The 15,341-nt window shown below is 48.9% G+C and carries 17 protein-coding genes; 4 read left to right on the plus strand and 13 right to left on the minus strand.

Translation table 11 applies throughout. The features are described from left to right. Positions 1-1,504 (minus strand): hypothetical protein (locus tag KNO78_RS15315; RefSeq protein ID WP_214814645.1); only part of this gene is annotated, 1,504 nt, incomplete at its 3' end. Positions 1,505-2,419: 915 nt separating this feature from the next. On the opposite strand from KNO78_RS15315, the gene KNO78_RS15320 reads away from it, so the two are divergent. Then, on the plus strand, positions 2,420-2,971 hold the full coding sequence (locus KNO78_RS15320) for a hypothetical protein (protein WP_214691717.1): 552 nt from the start codon (positions 2,420-2,422) through the stop codon (positions 2,969-2,971). 201 nt (positions 2,972-3,172) lie between these two features. After that, positions 3,173-3,457 (plus strand): hypothetical protein, encoded by a 285-nt coding sequence (locus KNO78_RS15325; protein ID WP_214691716.1) that lies wholly within the window; start codon positions 3,173-3,175, stop codon positions 3,455-3,457. A 124-nt stretch (positions 3,458-3,581) separates the two neighbouring features. On the opposite strand, the gene KNO78_RS15330 is transcribed toward KNO78_RS15325, so the two are convergent. Continuing rightward, on the minus strand, positions 3,582-3,881 hold the full coding sequence (locus tag KNO78_RS15330; protein WP_214691715.1) for a hypothetical protein: 300 nt from the start codon (positions 3,879-3,881) through the stop codon (positions 3,582-3,584). 308 nt (positions 3,882-4,189) lie between these two features. On the opposite strand from KNO78_RS15330, the gene KNO78_RS15335 reads away from it, so the two are divergent. After that, a complete protein-coding gene (locus KNO78_RS15335) occupies positions 4,190-4,408 on the plus strand; it encodes a hypothetical protein (protein ID WP_214691714.1) in 219 nt (72 codons plus the stop codon). A gap of 1,055 nt (positions 4,409-5,463) precedes the next feature. Here KNO78_RS15335 and KNO78_RS15340 read toward each other — a convergent pair. The 5 genes from KNO78_RS15340 to KNO78_RS15360 form a co-directional block, all read right to left on the minus strand. After that, entirely contained in the window at positions 5,464-5,976 is a 513-nt protein-coding gene (locus tag KNO78_RS15340; RefSeq protein WP_214691713.1) for a phBC6A51 family helix-turn-helix protein, read from the minus strand. 25 nt (positions 5,977-6,001) lie between these two features. Beyond that, complete coding sequence (locus KNO78_RS15345) at positions 6,002-6,844, minus strand: helix-turn-helix domain-containing protein (RefSeq protein ID WP_214691712.1); 843 nt, start codon at positions 6,842-6,844, stop codon at positions 6,002-6,004. Between the two features lie 399 nt (positions 6,845-7,243). Then, the gene (locus KNO78_RS15350; RefSeq protein ID WP_214691711.1) at positions 7,244-7,570 is read right to left on the minus strand and encodes a hypothetical protein; all 327 of its coding nucleotides are present in this window, start codon (positions 7,568-7,570) and stop codon (positions 7,244-7,246) included. 12 nt (positions 7,571-7,582) lie between these two features. Further along, positions 7,583-10,147, minus strand: a complete 2,565-nt coding sequence (locus tag KNO78_RS15355; protein ID WP_214691710.1) for a phage tail tape measure protein — start codon at positions 10,145-10,147, stop codon at positions 7,583-7,585. Between the two features lie 84 nt (positions 10,148-10,231). Next, positions 10,232-10,486 (minus strand): hypothetical protein, encoded by a 255-nt coding sequence (locus tag KNO78_RS15360; protein WP_214691709.1) that lies wholly within the window; start codon positions 10,484-10,486, stop codon positions 10,232-10,234. Positions 10,487-10,824: 338 nt separating this feature from the next. Here KNO78_RS15360 and KNO78_RS15365 point away from each other — a divergent pair, with 338 nt between their 5' ends. Beyond that, a complete protein-coding gene (locus KNO78_RS15365; RefSeq protein WP_214691707.1) occupies positions 10,825-11,052 on the plus strand; it encodes a hypothetical protein in 228 nt (75 codons plus the stop codon). A gap of 734 nt (positions 11,053-11,786) precedes the next feature. Here KNO78_RS15365 and KNO78_RS15370 read toward each other — a convergent pair. The 6 genes from KNO78_RS15370 to KNO78_RS15395 all read right to left on the minus strand — a co-directional run. Beyond that, a complete protein-coding gene (locus KNO78_RS15370) occupies positions 11,787-12,722 on the minus strand; it encodes a hypothetical protein (protein WP_214691706.1) in 936 nt (311 codons plus the stop codon). Positions 12,723-12,834: 112 nt separating this feature from the next. After that, positions 12,835-13,161 carry a hypothetical protein gene (locus KNO78_RS15375; RefSeq protein WP_214691705.1) on the minus strand — a complete coding sequence of 109 codons (327 nt, stop codon included), beginning with the start codon at positions 13,159-13,161 and terminating at the stop codon, positions 12,835-12,837. A gap of 35 nt (positions 13,162-13,196) precedes the next feature. After that, complete coding sequence (locus KNO78_RS15380; protein ID WP_047794720.1) at positions 13,197-13,391, minus strand: hypothetical protein; 195 nt, start codon at positions 13,389-13,391, stop codon at positions 13,197-13,199. Then, positions 13,388-14,026 (minus strand): HNH endonuclease domain-containing protein, encoded by a 639-nt coding sequence (locus tag KNO78_RS15385; RefSeq protein ID WP_214691704.1) that lies wholly within the window; start codon positions 14,024-14,026, stop codon positions 13,388-13,390. The genes KNO78_RS15380 and KNO78_RS15385 overlap by 4 nt, the downstream gene beginning before the upstream one ends. Before the next feature lie 160 nt (positions 14,027-14,186). Further along, entirely contained in the window at positions 14,187-14,924 is a 738-nt protein-coding gene (locus KNO78_RS15390; protein ID WP_214691703.1) for a hypothetical protein, read from the minus strand. After that, positions 14,921-15,341: hypothetical protein (locus KNO78_RS15395; protein ID WP_214814646.1), on the minus strand; the 421-nt coding region annotated here is incomplete at its 5' end. The genes KNO78_RS15395 and KNO78_RS15390, both read right to left, overlap by 4 nt.

Here is a 15,341-nt window from a genome sequence, read left to right on the forward strand (position 1 = left end):
CGTGGGCATATCGAATACGAGCCGCCGTTTGGAGGATATAAACCGCAGCGTTACGGTCGACAAACGATTGGACGCGTGGATCGTCATACTCGATACCGTTGACGCCAATCTTGTACGAATCAATCACCGATTCCGACGTAAGGACCTCGACAATTGCCGTGTTAGTTCCGGCAGTCATGCTGAGTGGTCCAGAGATTACGGCAGCAGAAAGGTGACTAAATGAATTGTCGGAGCGCCCTGTGTCAGCGATTTTCGATTCAAATTCTAGCCCTTCTTCTTCGAGCAATTCGATGTACTCGTCATAAAATCGCTTGTGGAAGGTAATGACCGGCATCTCGCCGTTAAGCCGCGGCCACACCTCGTCCTTCAAAATCTGAACAAACTGCCGCTTAGACTTTTCTTTCTCATGGTGACTCTTGGAGAAAGTATTGTAGTTGGAGTAATAGATCGTGACGTTCGAGTAGTCCGTTTCGTCATTGAGCGCCAGTTGCTGGAGTCCTGGCAAGTCCAAGTATCGCGGGTCAACGTCAGCAGTAAAATCAAAGCAAATCATAGGCAAATCTGACGCCAAATCAGCCAACGAATACACGACATGGCCAGTGAGCATCGGGACTCGGCTACCACCGACTACATGGTGGACCTTACTGACCTGTAATCCCGCTCTAATGGCGCTCTCTACCGCAGTAAGACGTTCCAATACGTCATAACCGAGTATTGCTTTGACAGCGATATTGAGCGTTGTTGGTGCAAAGAACCCCGGATTAAGCGCCCCAAAGCGTGGCGTAGTATGGCGGGCCACTTCGAATTTGCCGAACTCGTCCCGGAACTCTTTAATTTGCTCGATTGCTGCGGTGACAAAACTTGAGTGGTACTTACGCTTCATCCGATCAGCGACGAAATGCAAATCCTCGATTAGCTTGTCGACGTCAGCCAGCGTAAATTCGTGCTGAATGATGAGATTCGGTACCTCGTCGACGATAATTTGACGCCGAATCCCGCCATTACCACGCTTACCGACGCCAGCCACACGACGGTCAAACATATCGCGGTGCTTGTCGCTCATTAGCGATTGTTGGAACATCGAGTGGGTCATCACGATAACGTTTTGGAAGCGAGCTTTATCGAACTGGTCACGGTAGGCAGCGGCTGAAGCGCAGTCACGTAGCCCTTTTACCGCCATCGCGCTACCTGGTGACACCTCGTTAATCGCGTCGACTAGCGCTGAGACTTCCTCTTTCAACAATTTGACGACAAGTAACGGACGGTCCGGACGATGGGCAACGGATTTGGCAAACTCTTCGATCATGACGCTTTTTCCAAAGCCGGCCGCGGCGGGAATAGCTACTTGATGGGCGGTCTTGCCGTCATATTGATGTAGTACGTCGGCAATCTTTACTGCTTGGATACCGTGATTGGTAGAAACGTTGACGCCGTAGGATTGCATCTTGTCAAGCCATGCATCGGTCAACGTGGCCACCGGTTGGGTATTTGTTGTTTGTAGCATTTGATAACCTCCAATGCGCTTCACCATACAAACCTAGCGAGTATCGTTACACTCCCTCGCACGAATCGTAAAAAGCGCTAAAGTTTTCTATATAGAGAAGTAGAGAAGCGGAATATTTAACGGTTGATACGGTATATATCTTGCTGACAATGTTTCAATTTATTGAAACCGATGAAATCGACATGGTAAGGCTCTTTGGAACTATTTGAGCGGTATCCCATTAACAACAGCGTCGTACTGACGTTGCAAACCTTCGACGAGTTTGCGGTGATATTCCGGTCGGCGTTCGAACGTGCAGCGCCCAAAGCCGTAGTCCCTAACGGTACCTTCCGGGATTCCGGATAAATCCGCCACTTCCCGGTAACTAAGTCTTAGATGCTGGCGGAAGGCCTCGAATTGCTGCGGGGTTAGTCGTTCGTTGGTATAGAGCATGGATCTACGTCCTTTCTCAATCTTGGTGATTGATAGAAATTAAATGAGCATCACTGTGTATAGGGCAGAAATCAGAAAATTATCCACTTTTGGCGAAAATTTCTCGCCCACTTTCGACTTTCTACACTATATAACCGTCTCACTTGGCAAATTCGCAGGTTTCGCTGAAAATAAAAAAGCCACTCGTTGAGTCGCTCATATATATTTATTGACAGTTATTTTCGGTTTTCATCACTTTGCCGTCATTTAATTCATAAAATGTTTGTACATGGCTTTTCAACGCGCCACTTAAAAATAATAAAAAGCCGCCGCACGTTACCGTCAGTTGACCCCAGAAAAGCACCGCCAAACGGCAGGTGCGTAAATGGGCGTTTCGATTTTATCTCGTCAATAGCAATTTTACTTTCGACCAGAAAATCTTCGCGTGTTAAGCTGAAATCAAATAACGTTACGGGAACGCTATAACGATGGGAGGTACATATTGTGAATAATGAATTTACATACTCTAGCGCTGATGTTTGCGAGAAACTAGATATAAAATCATCTACTTTACGGAAATGGGCGCTACTTCTCCAGGACGCTGGGTACCGTTTCAACTATGACACCAATGGTAAGCGAATTTACTCTGATCGGGACCTAACTTTGTTCCGCTTCTTTATCGAGGCGAGAACGCCTGGCGTTACAGTAGTCAAAGCGGCAAAAACCGCAGTAGAACGCCATAAAAAGCAGGCTACAAAGGTCGAAAAATCCGAAGGTGTTACAGACGTAGCTTCAGAATTTCCGGAAAAGAATATCCCAACCTCAGTTTCACTGGATCCAATGACCAAAGAACTGTTGGCTGGGCTAGTTATGGAAATCCGGGCATTAAGAACGGAGGTAGCGGGGTTGAAACAGGAGATTAATGAGGGAAGAACCGCAACAGAAGAGTCTTTAAAGGCTATAGAAGAAAAATCAAGTGCCGCTGCTACAACGGATATAACGCCTATAAAACGCTCATGGCTCGACAAATTGCTAGGTCGTGACGGGGCGGAATAAGGTGGCACAAAGCGTGCCAGACCGCTGATTTACCGGCACATTTCGTGCCATTTACGGAGTTTTGGCGCTATCACCGTAACGCTAGGCTCTGCCTAGTCTATCGCGGCGAGTGATAGCAGTTTCCCCTTATGCTCTTTGTCGAAAATAGGTTATACATCAAAATACATTTAGAGGTATAATATTCAAAAAAGAGGTGACTTAATGAGCAATTCTGACAAGGAATATTATGTGATAATTTACGACTTCGCTCATGACTACAATGATCCAAAGCGAAGATACGAAAGACGATTTGACTATACTGACAAGCACCCAGAGGTTTTCATGGAAGACTACATAGAATCTCAAAGCGCAAGCAGGCACTATGTATTTATCGAGAGTATTAAAATTAGCGAATCAGAATATTGGCGTTTACGCGAAAACAGCAGTGCACACGCAATGACTTCTCCAGGTAACATAGAAGAGATTTTAGATAGTTATAAATTGTAAGACCAGAAGATGATTGGAATATAAAAAAGCAGTCGTTGGCGCGGCTGCTTTTTGTATTATCGTGAGAACTTATTGGCGGCGGCCGGGCAATTGACTTTACCCGTTGCAGGAGGCGCATTTGGCGCTACGCTGTGATGATGTTAGATAATGTAATACGGATTTGTCCCGTTACGTACGTATCGTCGGTGACTCTAATTAATTCCCGCTCTAGCACGCTCTCATCGGCGCAATCGACGCCCACGACGTCAGTGATCGCTTTGATGGCGACTTCAAGCGCTAGGTTGCGGGATAACTCGGCACCGCTCAATACTTCTTCTTCGATGTCATAATCGACAACCCAATCATATCGACCGCTCATGTTGGCGCATGAGGACCAATCTACCGCATAGTTGGCGCTATGGGTGACTAATTTGATATTCCGCATAAATCAACAAACGAGGAGCGAGAGACGGCGAGTGTCAGCAACGGATCTGTTAAGCAACTTGGCCACGACGTTGACGCTGGCCCAGTGGATGCCGCCCATTGTATGGATGTAGAATAACCCCGGACGAACTTGCTCAATGCGTGTAACTGGCGAGTTTTTGTGTGCCATTTTTGTGCCTCCTAAATAGTTGATACCCATAATGTACACCATTTGTGCGCACACTGTCTAGTGATTATTTTTCTTTTTTGAATCTTTTTTGACGCTGATGCCGTAAAATGGACTTACAGAGCACCGGAGGAGGAATCATCATGAGCAAAAACCAACCGCAGCAAGAAAAAGCACCGCACGTAGAACCGAACCGTAGTCGGAAGCGGAAGCAGTTCACACTGTCCGACAGTACCCGTGATCAGCTCGACTACTTGAAAAAGTTTCACGGCACTTCCGAGAGCGTAATTGTCGATATGGCGATTGATCATTACTTCGAGTATGTCAAACAACACAAAAAGCCGCTCCGTGAGAGCGATTAACGGTAATCACTACGCCCCAGCGCATAATTCGCGTCTGTGGGCGTTTTTTGTCGGCTGGTATCGGTGTAAAACGGCGTCACGTCTGCGGGGAAGGGTTAGGTATGGTCGAGCGGGATAGGGCGTTTTCTTAAGAAGTTTGTCGAGGAAAAAGCGGTATGTCGGTCATAAACGGCACCAGACGCCACAGGACGCCGTATAAGCGTTTCTGGCGTTCGATACATACAAACACTAGGGAAATCGTTAGAAACGCTTAGAACGCCTCCTAGACGCCTTAAATGACGTTTGTGTGCGGACTTTGTGCGCCAAAAGTAATTTTTAATGTGCGGTATTTTTCGTGAGGGTGCCGGATTTGTCGAAAAATGACGACTTGGGGCGGAGTGGAACGGTACTGAACGTGGGGCAGCGGGTCCAGCGAGGTCAAACATGATTTTTGATGCGCGCATGGTTGGTGTAGAAGGTAGGCGGTCGGAGACGGGGCTGGATGGGGCTCAGCGGTGCATACGGTATACATCATTATTCATCGCATTTTACCGATAAAAGCGCGTTTTAAGGATAATATATATTATGTAAACCGTTGAATAGTCGTTAAATGGCTCAACAGCGCCAATCACCATTTTACCGTAATTATGGCCAATACCCGCCAATTCTATGCAACCACGCAAGAACCGCATAACAGCGCCGTTTATCGTGAATAAGCGGTTGTATGGTCACCGTACCTCTGCGCTCGACAACCTCTGACTGGCGATGAATAGAATCCTGCATATTTGGCGGTGGTTCCGGTGCCAGCGTAGCCACCGTGATCACAATATTAATCACAATGAATCACTGTCGGATACCGGTAGGAATGGCGTAGTGGAGCGGATTGTGGCGGATATGGCGATTGTGACTGGTGATTCGCGTCTCAAAAAGTTTTCCGAGGGTCTCCGTCAGAAGGCGTCTGCGGAAAATTCAGCGCCATTTGCACGCCTATTCCCGGTACCTTTCGCCATACCTCGCCCCAATTCCTTCTATTATGGCGCCAATCACCGCCACACTGCGCCACCAAATCACACAGGTCAGACTGTCGCCAGTTGACGCTCCACAATCTTGAACGCCTTGTTACGGTTGCCTGCGCCAAACACCGCAGCGGCGTCAATCAGCGCCAAGCGTCGCTTGATATCGTCCGGAGTGAGCGTGATGTCGGCGGGATTGGCCGTCACGATCGCCTGCTTGCCGAGCATGCCGTTGAGTTCCAGCACCAGTTGCGCGGCTCGAGCGTTACCGTCATTGATCGCCGCGTCCGCCATTGCCGTAATCATCTCGGATAGGCGGTCGGCGCTGGTGGCAATTACAGCTTGCTTATACGCCTGCTCAAACAACGACTGTCGGCGCCAAGCACGGACCGTATTACGGTGAACTCCGCACGCCTCCGCGATTTGGATGTCCGTCATCGGGCGCCCATTGGCGTCACCGAGCGTCATGAATTGGATTGCCTGATGTTGAGCGACACTCAACGTCGTTTTCGGCTTTGGACCGGGCTTGGCTTTGCCGTTATAGCGGGCATCGGTAACTAAGATATTTGTGGCCATAGTTTGTTGGCTCCTTTTTGTTGGTTTATGCGGCGCTTATCACCGCCATTTCTTTCTCGACAAGGTCGCAGTACGTCCGCACGAAGTAACCCACGATGTTTTTGACGCCATAATGTTTAGCAACGTAAGCGGTACGGACGGCTGCAGATTGAAGGCATTTCAAATACGCCGGCGACATTAAGTCCCAGCGAACCAAATATGGCGTCATTTCGACGTTTGTGACGTGCTTGAAGAGGGCGTCGCGTAGCGCTACACCGTTGTTGGCAAATAGTTCGACAAACTTCCGGTCAGACAAGCGGAGAGCGTTAGTGGCGTACACGATTTGCTCCGGAATGTCGTAAGCGCTCGCCAACTCTTTCTTCGTCACAGAAGCGACTGTTGGGCGCTGACTGTCGTTCTCTTCGAATGGTTTTAAATCTTTTAGGTTATTGGTGGTTAAAGAGGTGTTTACTGTCTGGACAAAATCGGTTGCTTCGTCTGGACATTTTGCCGGGCATTGGCTTTCTTGAGCAGTTTCCGTCACCTTGATAAATCGAACAATATTCGTTGTACGACGCTTATCTCGTGTACGTTTAGCTTCAAATACTTCGACCGCTCCCAACGCTACAAATTTGTTGAAGGCACGTTGAACAGTTTTAGTCGAACAACCTAGATCGGACGCAATCGTTTTATGGGCAAGCCAAGAAACTCCCGGATATTTGACCGAGTAGCAGGCAAGCATAAAGAAGATTTCACGTTCCGTTTTCGTTAGTTCGTCTTTGATTCGGTCACGATGAGCAGCAAAAGTGGCGTTTAGTTCTTCTTTGCTGGCGTGGTTGGATAGGGATTGTAGTGTGGCGTCGTTTAGCATCAATGTTAGTTTTTCCAACGTTCTCGTCTCCTTTTAGGAACGAAAAAGAGCGCTTCCCCGACCAATTAATCGAGAAACGCGCTCCGTTGAAATGAGGATAATGTCCTCAAAAATATGCAAACGGGTTGTTTTCTGCAGTTTATGTGCCGTATAATGAGGGCAACAATTATAAAAGTCTGCAGAGAAGCGTATTCGATGGTGAGGCATCGGGTACGTCCAAGATTCAGCGCGCCAACGCTGTTTCTCGGCTGTGGGCTTTTTTTGTCGTTCAGTTATGTTACGAACATTTTAACGCTTCCCATTGCCCCGATGCAACCATTTTCAGATAATTTTCCAATTACAAGAACCAACTTAATGCTTATTTCAAATACCTTAGTGTCATATTTTATTTTTAAATACGGTATATGAAATAATTAACTAAAGTGTCGCGATGACATAAAACTCGCCATTATTCTCGTCAAACAGCGCCAGCACTTCAACTCCCACATGCAACGATCCGTCCCGCTGAATCACCGCTTGCTTCGGCTCACCATCGACAACTAACGTTACATACTCTTCGCTAGGCAGTAGGCTCGGCAGGATTGTCACCATATCTCCGTCAATCTCTATGTCTAACTCCGTAAATTGAAAAGAAAATGGAGGGCCGCTTACGACCTCTCCGCGTAGGAATCTAATCTCCGTGTTATAGCCGATTTGTTGGATTTGATGGATTAAATTCTGTATCCCACTATTCCTTTCGTGCAAGACGACCACCCCTTATCCATTTTTACCGCGAGCTAGCGCATCAGCTAACTTTGTTGCAATCGAGCTAATATCGCTATCATTCCGCACTTCCATTTTTGCAATGTTAATCGAAAACGGACGCTGTGCCCCGCCACCAACCGGTACTGCGACTGCCCCGGCATGTGGATCTACTGTTGTCAAGTTACCGTTAGACCGCTGTAAGACGCCAGCACTTCGCAGCGCGGACGCTTGGCTGGCGGTCAAGACCGCTTCGCCGCTATGCAACTTGGCCATATAGCCGTTGTACGGAATTCTAAATGCACCGCTAGCGTGGCTGCCGTCGGCTTTGCGACCGCTCGACTTGCCTCCGCCACTACCGCCGCCAAAGAAACCGGTCACATAGTCCGTGATGTCACTGATTGACGGGAGCGTGTCTTTGATTTGATTCCAGACAAGCGTACCGATTCCGCTTAAAGCGCCAATTGCGCCGGCAAAAGCGTCATAGAGCGTAGAGGGTAGTTGTGATGCCCAATCGCTAACGTTGCCTTTGATTTCCTCGAACTTGCTCGAAAATGCCTCTTTTACGCGATTTAGCGCGTCTGACGCCTTTGTTTTCAAGTAATCGACGCCAGTTCCGAAATACGATTTGATGGTCTCCATCCCGATCGACACCAACTGTCCGGCTTTTGCGATTCCGGCATCAAAGAGCCCCGTGATCAGCGCCCACCCTGTTTGCGCCACAGTAGTGACGACCGTAAAGAGGACGGTGAATAGCGTCTTAATCGGGTTTAGGAACAACGTCGAAAACGCTGACGTGATGAATTGGAAAGCACCGACGAAAATCGCCTTAACGCCCTCCCACAACATCGAGAAATCGCCGGTAAAGATGCCGGTGAATACCTGTACCAAGCCTTGTGTGAACGTCAAGAAACCGGACAGTGCTGCCTTGATTCCGTTGAAGACGTTGACAAAGTGTTGTTGTAACACCGGAAGTACCGCTGCAAATACCGCCCGAAGCATCGAAGTCGCGTTGATCCACGCATCAAAGATTTGACTGCCGTTCGCGTCAAAGAACGCCTTGAACTCGGCAAACTTCGCTTTCACCGTCGTGATCACGGTCGATACCGCATTTCGGAACGTCTCCGACTTTTTGTATGCCGTCATGAACGCCCAACCGACGAGCGCTATTCCCGCTACGACGGCACCAATTGGCGACACGACAACGCCTAGAACCGTTGCCAGACCGCTGATTGCGAGCGTTACGGCCGTGACGATACCCGCTATAGCGAGCGGTTCCTTGAGCGCTACGAGCGCCTTGCCTAGCGCCTTGATTCCGGTCGTGAAGCCGGACAATTTGCCACCACTTTGCAATTTCTCCGTCAAGTTCGCCATCCACGTAGCCAACTCTTTGACTGCCGGCAATGCGGCGGTACCGAGGGCAATCTGTAACGTCTCCATAGCGCCACTTAACTGCTCCATCGCGCCTTTGGCGTTGTTCATCTTTTCCTTGGCGACGTCCATCGCCGTTACCTTCGACATTTCCTTATTCATCGTTTTGACGCCGTCAGCGCCTTCCTTGTACAGGACGTTTGCAGCACGGATCGCGTCGGCTCCGAACATGGTCCGTAAGGCGTTCGTCCGTTGCTCGGCGTTGAGTCCGGATAGCGACGTTTTGAGTAGTCCTGCGATGTCAGCCATCGACTTCATATTCCCCTGGGCATCAAAGAACTTGTTGGTACCGTCAGCAGTGACTAGGCCTAAATCCATCATTTGCTCGCTGGCGGCTTTCGTTGCTGGTGAAAGGTTCATAAGCATCGTTTTTAGCGACGTACCTCCGTCCGATCCGCGTAGCCCGTTCTGAGCGAAGACCGCCAATGCTGTATTGACGTCTTCGAAACTGACGCCCATCCCGCTTGCAACCGAAGATACCATTGAGAGGCCGTATTTCAGCTCACCTACCGACGTGGCAGACGCATTGGCCGCTCCCGCCAATATGTTGGACGCCTGCGAAGCGCTCATACCGTCCGCTTTGAACGAGTTTAGTGCCGTCGACATGATTTCGGCTGCTTCGGCGAGCTCTAGTCCACCTGCAGATGCGAGGTTAAGTGCCGATTCCAGTCCACCCGCCTGCACTTGTGCCGGAGTCAGACCGCTTTTGAGCAATTCCTCGAGGCCCTGAGCAGCTTGGAGACTGCTAAAGCTAGTTTTCGAGCCGAGATCCATCGCTAAATCCGTCAATTTCTTCATCTCCGCACCACTTGCGCCCGTTACGGCACTGATTGAACTCATCTGCGCCTCGAATTCGGCAGCCTTACTTAACGAGCCAAGTGCCGCCATACCTGCGCCAATTCCGGCGACTGCCCCAGGTAAGCTGCCTGCGATACCTGCGAAACCTCCCGCTGATCTTGTCAGTCCATCGAAGATACCGGTCGCCTGCTTACCGCCTTTTACGAATCGCCCGTTGGCGTCCCGGAGTCTTCCGGTTGCATCGGTAGCTTGCTTCATTTGGTTCTGAAATGTCTGCATCGACGCTGTTGCTTGCTTCATCGGCGATGAAAAGGCGTCCTTTAGGGATATAACCCCTTGTAACTGCATCATGTTTACTCTCACTCCTTTTTTAAATACAAAAAAAACGCCACCCTGCGAAGGGAAGCGCTCATTGTCACACTTTGTATGTCTGCTCTAATTATAGTCTTGCAAGTCGAACTCCCACTGGAAAAGTCCGTCAGCGTCAATGTCGACCGCACCACTTAAAAAATCTCGATAAAAAGTCCGCCAATACTCAATTATTGCGCCCCGGCTGCGTTCAACTAGCGCGCGACGTTGAGTATCGGCTAAATCTCCAATAACACCACCCAAATGGGCAATTTCATCCTGATTGACGTTGTATGACATAGTAAGCCGTAAAATTTCGGCGTCGTGCACAAAAATCCGCATGATCATCACCTCACTAAGATAATAGCAGGCGTAATCATGCGGAAGATAGCGTTTTAAATGCGTTGAAAAGCGTAACTACAGTACGGGAGGGGTACCGGTGTACTGAAAGATTCCAATAGAGTTGTCGAACTAAATTTATTGCCGGATTAAAAAAATTGGTTTAGAATCAAGAATTTGGCTTTGAATAATTTCGACTTCATTTTTATGCCAAACACTTGTCAGCCAATCTTCTATCTTTGTATAATTGCATACATAGGTCCCTTCTATCTTAGTAGAGGGGAGATAAGCTTCGACCTCGCTCATTCGCTCGATTTCTGAGCAGAGAGGAGGTGTTGTGGATGAATGACTTCATTACTTTTGCGGGAACTCATCCGATGCTCGTCATGTTGGTGGGTTTGACACCATTGCTTACAGCTATTCATGTAGCTTTGCAGTGTGTGGAAAAACTCCTTAACATCGCCAAGACTATCAAGAATTGGCGAGAGTCTTCAAAATCGGACCCAAAATCGGACTCAAATGAAAAAGACGGAAGGAATCCGCATGATCCAAACCGTCCGTCGCATTAAATTCCGCACAATGTAGGCAATGTCTCCTACCATCACGAAGGAAACAGCACTATAGAACGTAGATTCGCATTGCGGGGTTGCGTTTGTCTCTGATTGAAAAGTAGAATACCTTGACTCTAATAGCTGGTAACTATAAGAGTCGGACGTACAAGGTTAGCAGCTTGTGCGTCTTTTTTCTTTTCCAGACAAACTCCTCTTAAATAAAGTCTCGTATCCGAGAACACATTATCAACCATCACAAACGGTTATCACTGTGTGTCCTTACCCTTTTGTATCTCAAGTTACCCTAATTCGGTAATTAAGTAACATAAGTGGCAAGTAATTAAGTAAACTCCCGTTTTTAATACGGTTGAAATGATAACTCCATTGTATCCAAGCAATATTAGACTTGCAAGCTTTTTAGGGTCTGTAATGTTACCTTTTTATATCGACGTTGTCAACGACTGTTTTCGGTTATAGACTCTAGTTTAATTCGACAGCTCTGAATTGCTCGCAAAATGAGCGGCACAGCGCGAAATAGTCAGCAATATAGTCGCTGTCTTTACCACATGATAAAGCTTTAGCCTCCGCTCGTTCCAATGTGTCCGCTGTTGGCTTTTTGATAGCTCCTTTGTCTAATTCTAACGCTACGTAACGAGCATTAATCGCCTCGTTCGTTACGCCAAAGCGCTCCTTCCGCTCCAGCACCTCGACGCTATGCTCTAAGTAGCTGCCAGTGTCTGATTGTAGGATTCTCATTGCTCAGTTACCTCCGAAGTATCGATATCAATAGATTTACGCCCGTCCGACACCATGATCACGTCCTCATATTGTCGCAACTTAGTTGATTGCGCGACTTCGTGGTCATAAATTTTCTTGTTTTTACGACCCACTACATAGGATGCAAACTCTTCCTGATGCAAGGCGTCCAGGAACAATTTGTAGTTGTCGGGGTTATCCAGCGCCACTTTAGCATTGTGACCAGTAGATCGGAATGCCGCGCCCACTAATCCCGTTTGTTCGGCAATTACATTCTCATGCAATTCGCCGACGTATAGTGGCGACTCGAAAAAAGCGGCATCAGCCAGCAAAGCTTTAGCTTCGTTTTGCTCTGCGGTAAAGCGACCCTTTTCGAGCTGCGCGATAACTCGCTTGATATCCGTTGTATTGGCTAACTTGTCGTTACTTTGTAGTGTGCTTGCATTAACGCGGTCAAACCCGTCAAGAATCGCATCGACGTCGATTTGGCGATATAAAGCGGCACTACCGCCAGTCGCCGCGATCAACGAATCAACGGCTGCGAAAAATTGTTTAGCATCGCTCGCCGTGCGAGAAGCAATCCGCAGTTCAAGGGCAGCCGAGTTAAACAGTTGCTGTTGCGTCGCGCTAGGTGCCGGCGGCTCCGCACCAAGAACTTCGTTGGCTGCGGTTTGTAACGACTCGCGAGCCTGCTTTTGCTTTTTCAGCATCTCAGCGTGCTTATCAACTAACGGTTTAAATGCCTTGGCATAGGCATTAAGGCGGGCTTTCTCGCCATCAAAACCCTTTAACATCGGGTCCCCGTTAATTAATAGAATATCGGTTTGTAGCTGTTCCTTAGCGGCGATTGTCGCAGCAGTGAGTCCTTTACGTTTCCAATCCAGTAATTCAGCACTAATTTCTTTGATTTGATTGAGATTAAGTTTTGCCATAGTTGGCACCTTCCTTTTCGGTTTTTCCGCACTTTTAGGTACGGGTGGTACAGGCATTGGCGCTGGTTTGAGGAGCATAAGCCCGCTCGGCGCTCGATTGTACGACATAAATCTACTCATAACGGAACACCACGCAATCCCCGTAGTATCGCTCAATCCCGGTCAATTCCGGACTGACCACGATATATTCCGGCTTAATTGGCGGCAACGGGGCAATCCAGTCGCCATCCTCGTCGCGATACGGTTCAAAGTCGTCATAATCGCCATCTGAACGCATGATATCGTCAAGCAGTAGTCGCGCCATTTCGAGCGGAGTTGGGCTAATCACCGGGTGAACGCGCTCTGTAGCGTGGTCGTCATAAAAGCTCGCCACGCCAACGCCAAAAGGCACCTTACGGGCGGCTGCTGCTGTCATTTGGTCGTTGGTGATACGGACCATCTCGCATTTGGGGTCATACGATAGTCGGCGCATGATCAGTACCCTCGCTTTTGCAATTGACGGAATCGGGCGTCACGACGCATCAATGCCGCCTCTAATTTGTCTGCGTGAATTCGCGCTTTGAAGTCCTTCGTACGCTCAAATGGCGCGGATTCTCGCTTTTTTGGCGCTGGGTAGCATAGAGACACCGGTTTTGGTGCATCCTGTCGCTTTTTACGTCGTTTTTTCATGCGGGCACCTCCGTTGGATTTTCATTAAGTCGCCACATCAGCGTGGTGTAGTCTTCTTCAAAGACCAATTTCTTGCCCTCAAAGCGACACGTGGATCCATAGACGAATTCACCGCGAGCCAAAAACTCTTCGGACAGCAGCAAATCGTCGGCAATCTCGATTTTTTCGGGGATCGGGCGGCCTTTTGCTTGGGCGAGCGCGTCAAAATAGGCGATGACATCAGCTTTCGTCTTGCCGCGGAACGCATAAGCAGGATATCGCTCGTTTTCCGTCCATACCGGTTTGGCGAACAAAGCGTAATACTCCGCCAAAGTGCGCTTTCCTTTGCGCGAATTGGCGTCACGGCGCGCAAAAACGAGATTAGACAAATCGTTAATAGACGTCTCTCCGATGATGCTGACCGGGTGCAAATGGTCCACGCTTATTTCTTCGACGCTCGTAAATGGTCGACCAGTAAGCGCGCAGACGGCGTCTTGCATCGCCAGTAAGTCGTCGAGTTGGCTTTTGGTGGGCTTCGTCTCGCTCGCTGGGAAACGACGTCGTGTCGCGTAGGCTGCGGTAGATACGCGGCCATTTAGTGATCTACGATACTTCCGATAATAGTCGGCCTTAGATTTACTCTTAGTTGTTTGCACTCAAGCAAGCACTTCCTTTCAGATTTGGGTTCGTTCGTTTTAATAGCGGTTGACATAATACGCACGCATACACCCGAAAATGAGTCCAATCGGGCGCACAAATGCACTATCTTTCTACTTATAGAGAGTTTTCGGACACTTTTCGCTTGTTTTAGCGCCTTCACCCAAGACTATTTTGGAACGGGTCGTAAGTATTTTTGAAGTCTTGGACCAGCTCTTTTTCGTACGTTTGCCGCGTCGACTCTTTGATCGGTATCGTTCTTGTTTTTCCATCCGGATTGGCTGAACTTAGCTTTCGATGGGTGTCACAACAATGGCGAGCGCTGGCATTTTGCACCCGAACCACCGCTAGACTCGAATCATGGGCCAGGTATTTGCCGCCTTTTGCAGTAACCAATCGCCACCCGTCCGCCTCCAAATCGTCTGCATACGCCCGAACATCGCCCAAGTGCAGCCATACCGTCTCACAGCCCTTTGTGGCGCAGGTTGAGCGGTCGACATACCGCAGGGACAGCGACCATTCTTCGTGCTCATGGAGGTGCTGCATTTGAGTAGTGCGGTCCCGATGAATGATGTCGTCCTCGTAAAAGTCGTCTTCGAGCGTGATTTCACCGGCTAAGTTGAGGATGGCGGTCGAGCGGAGCATCTTTTCAATGCGAGCAGGATCGGAATGGCGCCCATCAAGCCAAGACGCGACGTGATCACGGTATTTCCGCTTGGCACTGCTCGTTTTGTGTATCGACGGCGGGTCCACCCACGGATGATTGGCAAATTTATCGGCAGGGAAGCGCTCGAAACCGCCAAGTATCGCCACTTTCTCATTTGCTGGGGCGTCGCATAGCGCCACAAACAACTCCGCCACTTCTCGCAACTCGTCAATCGTCAAGTGGTCGCTCATCCAGTCACCCTCTCTAGGCGTTGCGGAGTTGCAAACCGCCACCCAGTTTCCTTTAAGATTTGCACTACTTCTGCCTCGTGACGGAACTTCCGGAATGTGGACGGCGGAACTCCGATGGCATCGCGTAAATCTTTCGTTCGTATTTCATCACCGGCGAACTCCCGTAAGTACTGGTCTAGCTTTTCTGCGCTCGTATCTCGCTTTTTGGCTTTGTTACGTCGCAATCCCTTTAGCTTCAAATCTACGAATTTAGCGCCAGGAAGTTTACTGGCGACAATATCTCGTACGGCTGGCGGGAATCCGAAAACGAATACAGTCGCTTTTTTTCCGTGGGCATATCGAATACGAGCCGCCGTTTGGAGGATATAAACCGCAGCGTTACGGTCGACAAACGATTGGACGCGTGGATCGTCATAC

This window comes from Exiguobacterium sp. s132, assembly GCF_018617235.1.
GTDB lineage: Bacteria > Bacillota > Bacilli > Exiguobacteriales > Exiguobacteriaceae > Exiguobacterium > Exiguobacterium profundum.

Bases quoted from the DNA above. Each gene is read 5' to 3' on its own strand.
- KNO78_RS15325 (WP_214691716.1), top strand. From the start codon at position 3,173: ATGAGCAATTCTGACAAGGAATATTATGTGATAATTTACGACTTCGCT.
- KNO78_RS15330 (WP_214691715.1), bottom strand. From the start codon at position 3,881: ATGCGGAATATCAAATTAGTCACCCATAGCGCCAACTATGCGGTAGAT.
- KNO78_RS15335 (WP_214691714.1), top strand. From the start codon at position 4,190: ATGAGCAAAAACCAACCGCAGCAAGAAAAAGCACCGCACGTAGAACCG.
- KNO78_RS15340 (WP_214691713.1), bottom strand. From the start codon at position 5,976: ATGGCCACAAATATCTTAGTTACCGATGCCCGCTATAACGGCAAAGCC.
- KNO78_RS15355 (WP_214691710.1), bottom strand. From the start codon at position 10,147: ATGATGCAGTTACAAGGGGTTATATCCCTAAAGGACGCCTTTTCATCG.
- KNO78_RS15360 (WP_214691709.1), bottom strand. From the start codon at position 10,486: ATGCGGATTTTTGTGCACGACGCCGAAATTTTACGGCTTACTATGTCA.
- KNO78_RS15365 (WP_214691707.1), top strand. From the start codon at position 10,825: ATGAATGACTTCATTACTTTTGCGGGAACTCATCCGATGCTCGTCATG.
- KNO78_RS15370 (WP_214691706.1), bottom strand. From the start codon at position 12,722: ATGGCAAAACTTAATCTCAATCAAATCAAAGAAATTAGTGCTGAATTA.
- KNO78_RS15375 (WP_214691705.1), bottom strand. From the start codon at position 13,161: ATGGTCCGTATCACCAACGACCAAATGACAGCAGCAGCCGCCCGTAAG.
- KNO78_RS15380 (WP_047794720.1), bottom strand. From the start codon at position 13,391: ATGAAAAAACGACGTAAAAAGCGACAGGATGCACCAAAACCGGTGTCT.
- KNO78_RS15390 (WP_214691703.1), bottom strand. From the start codon at position 14,924: ATGAGCGACCACTTGACGATTGACGAGTTGCGAGAAGTGGCGGAGTTG.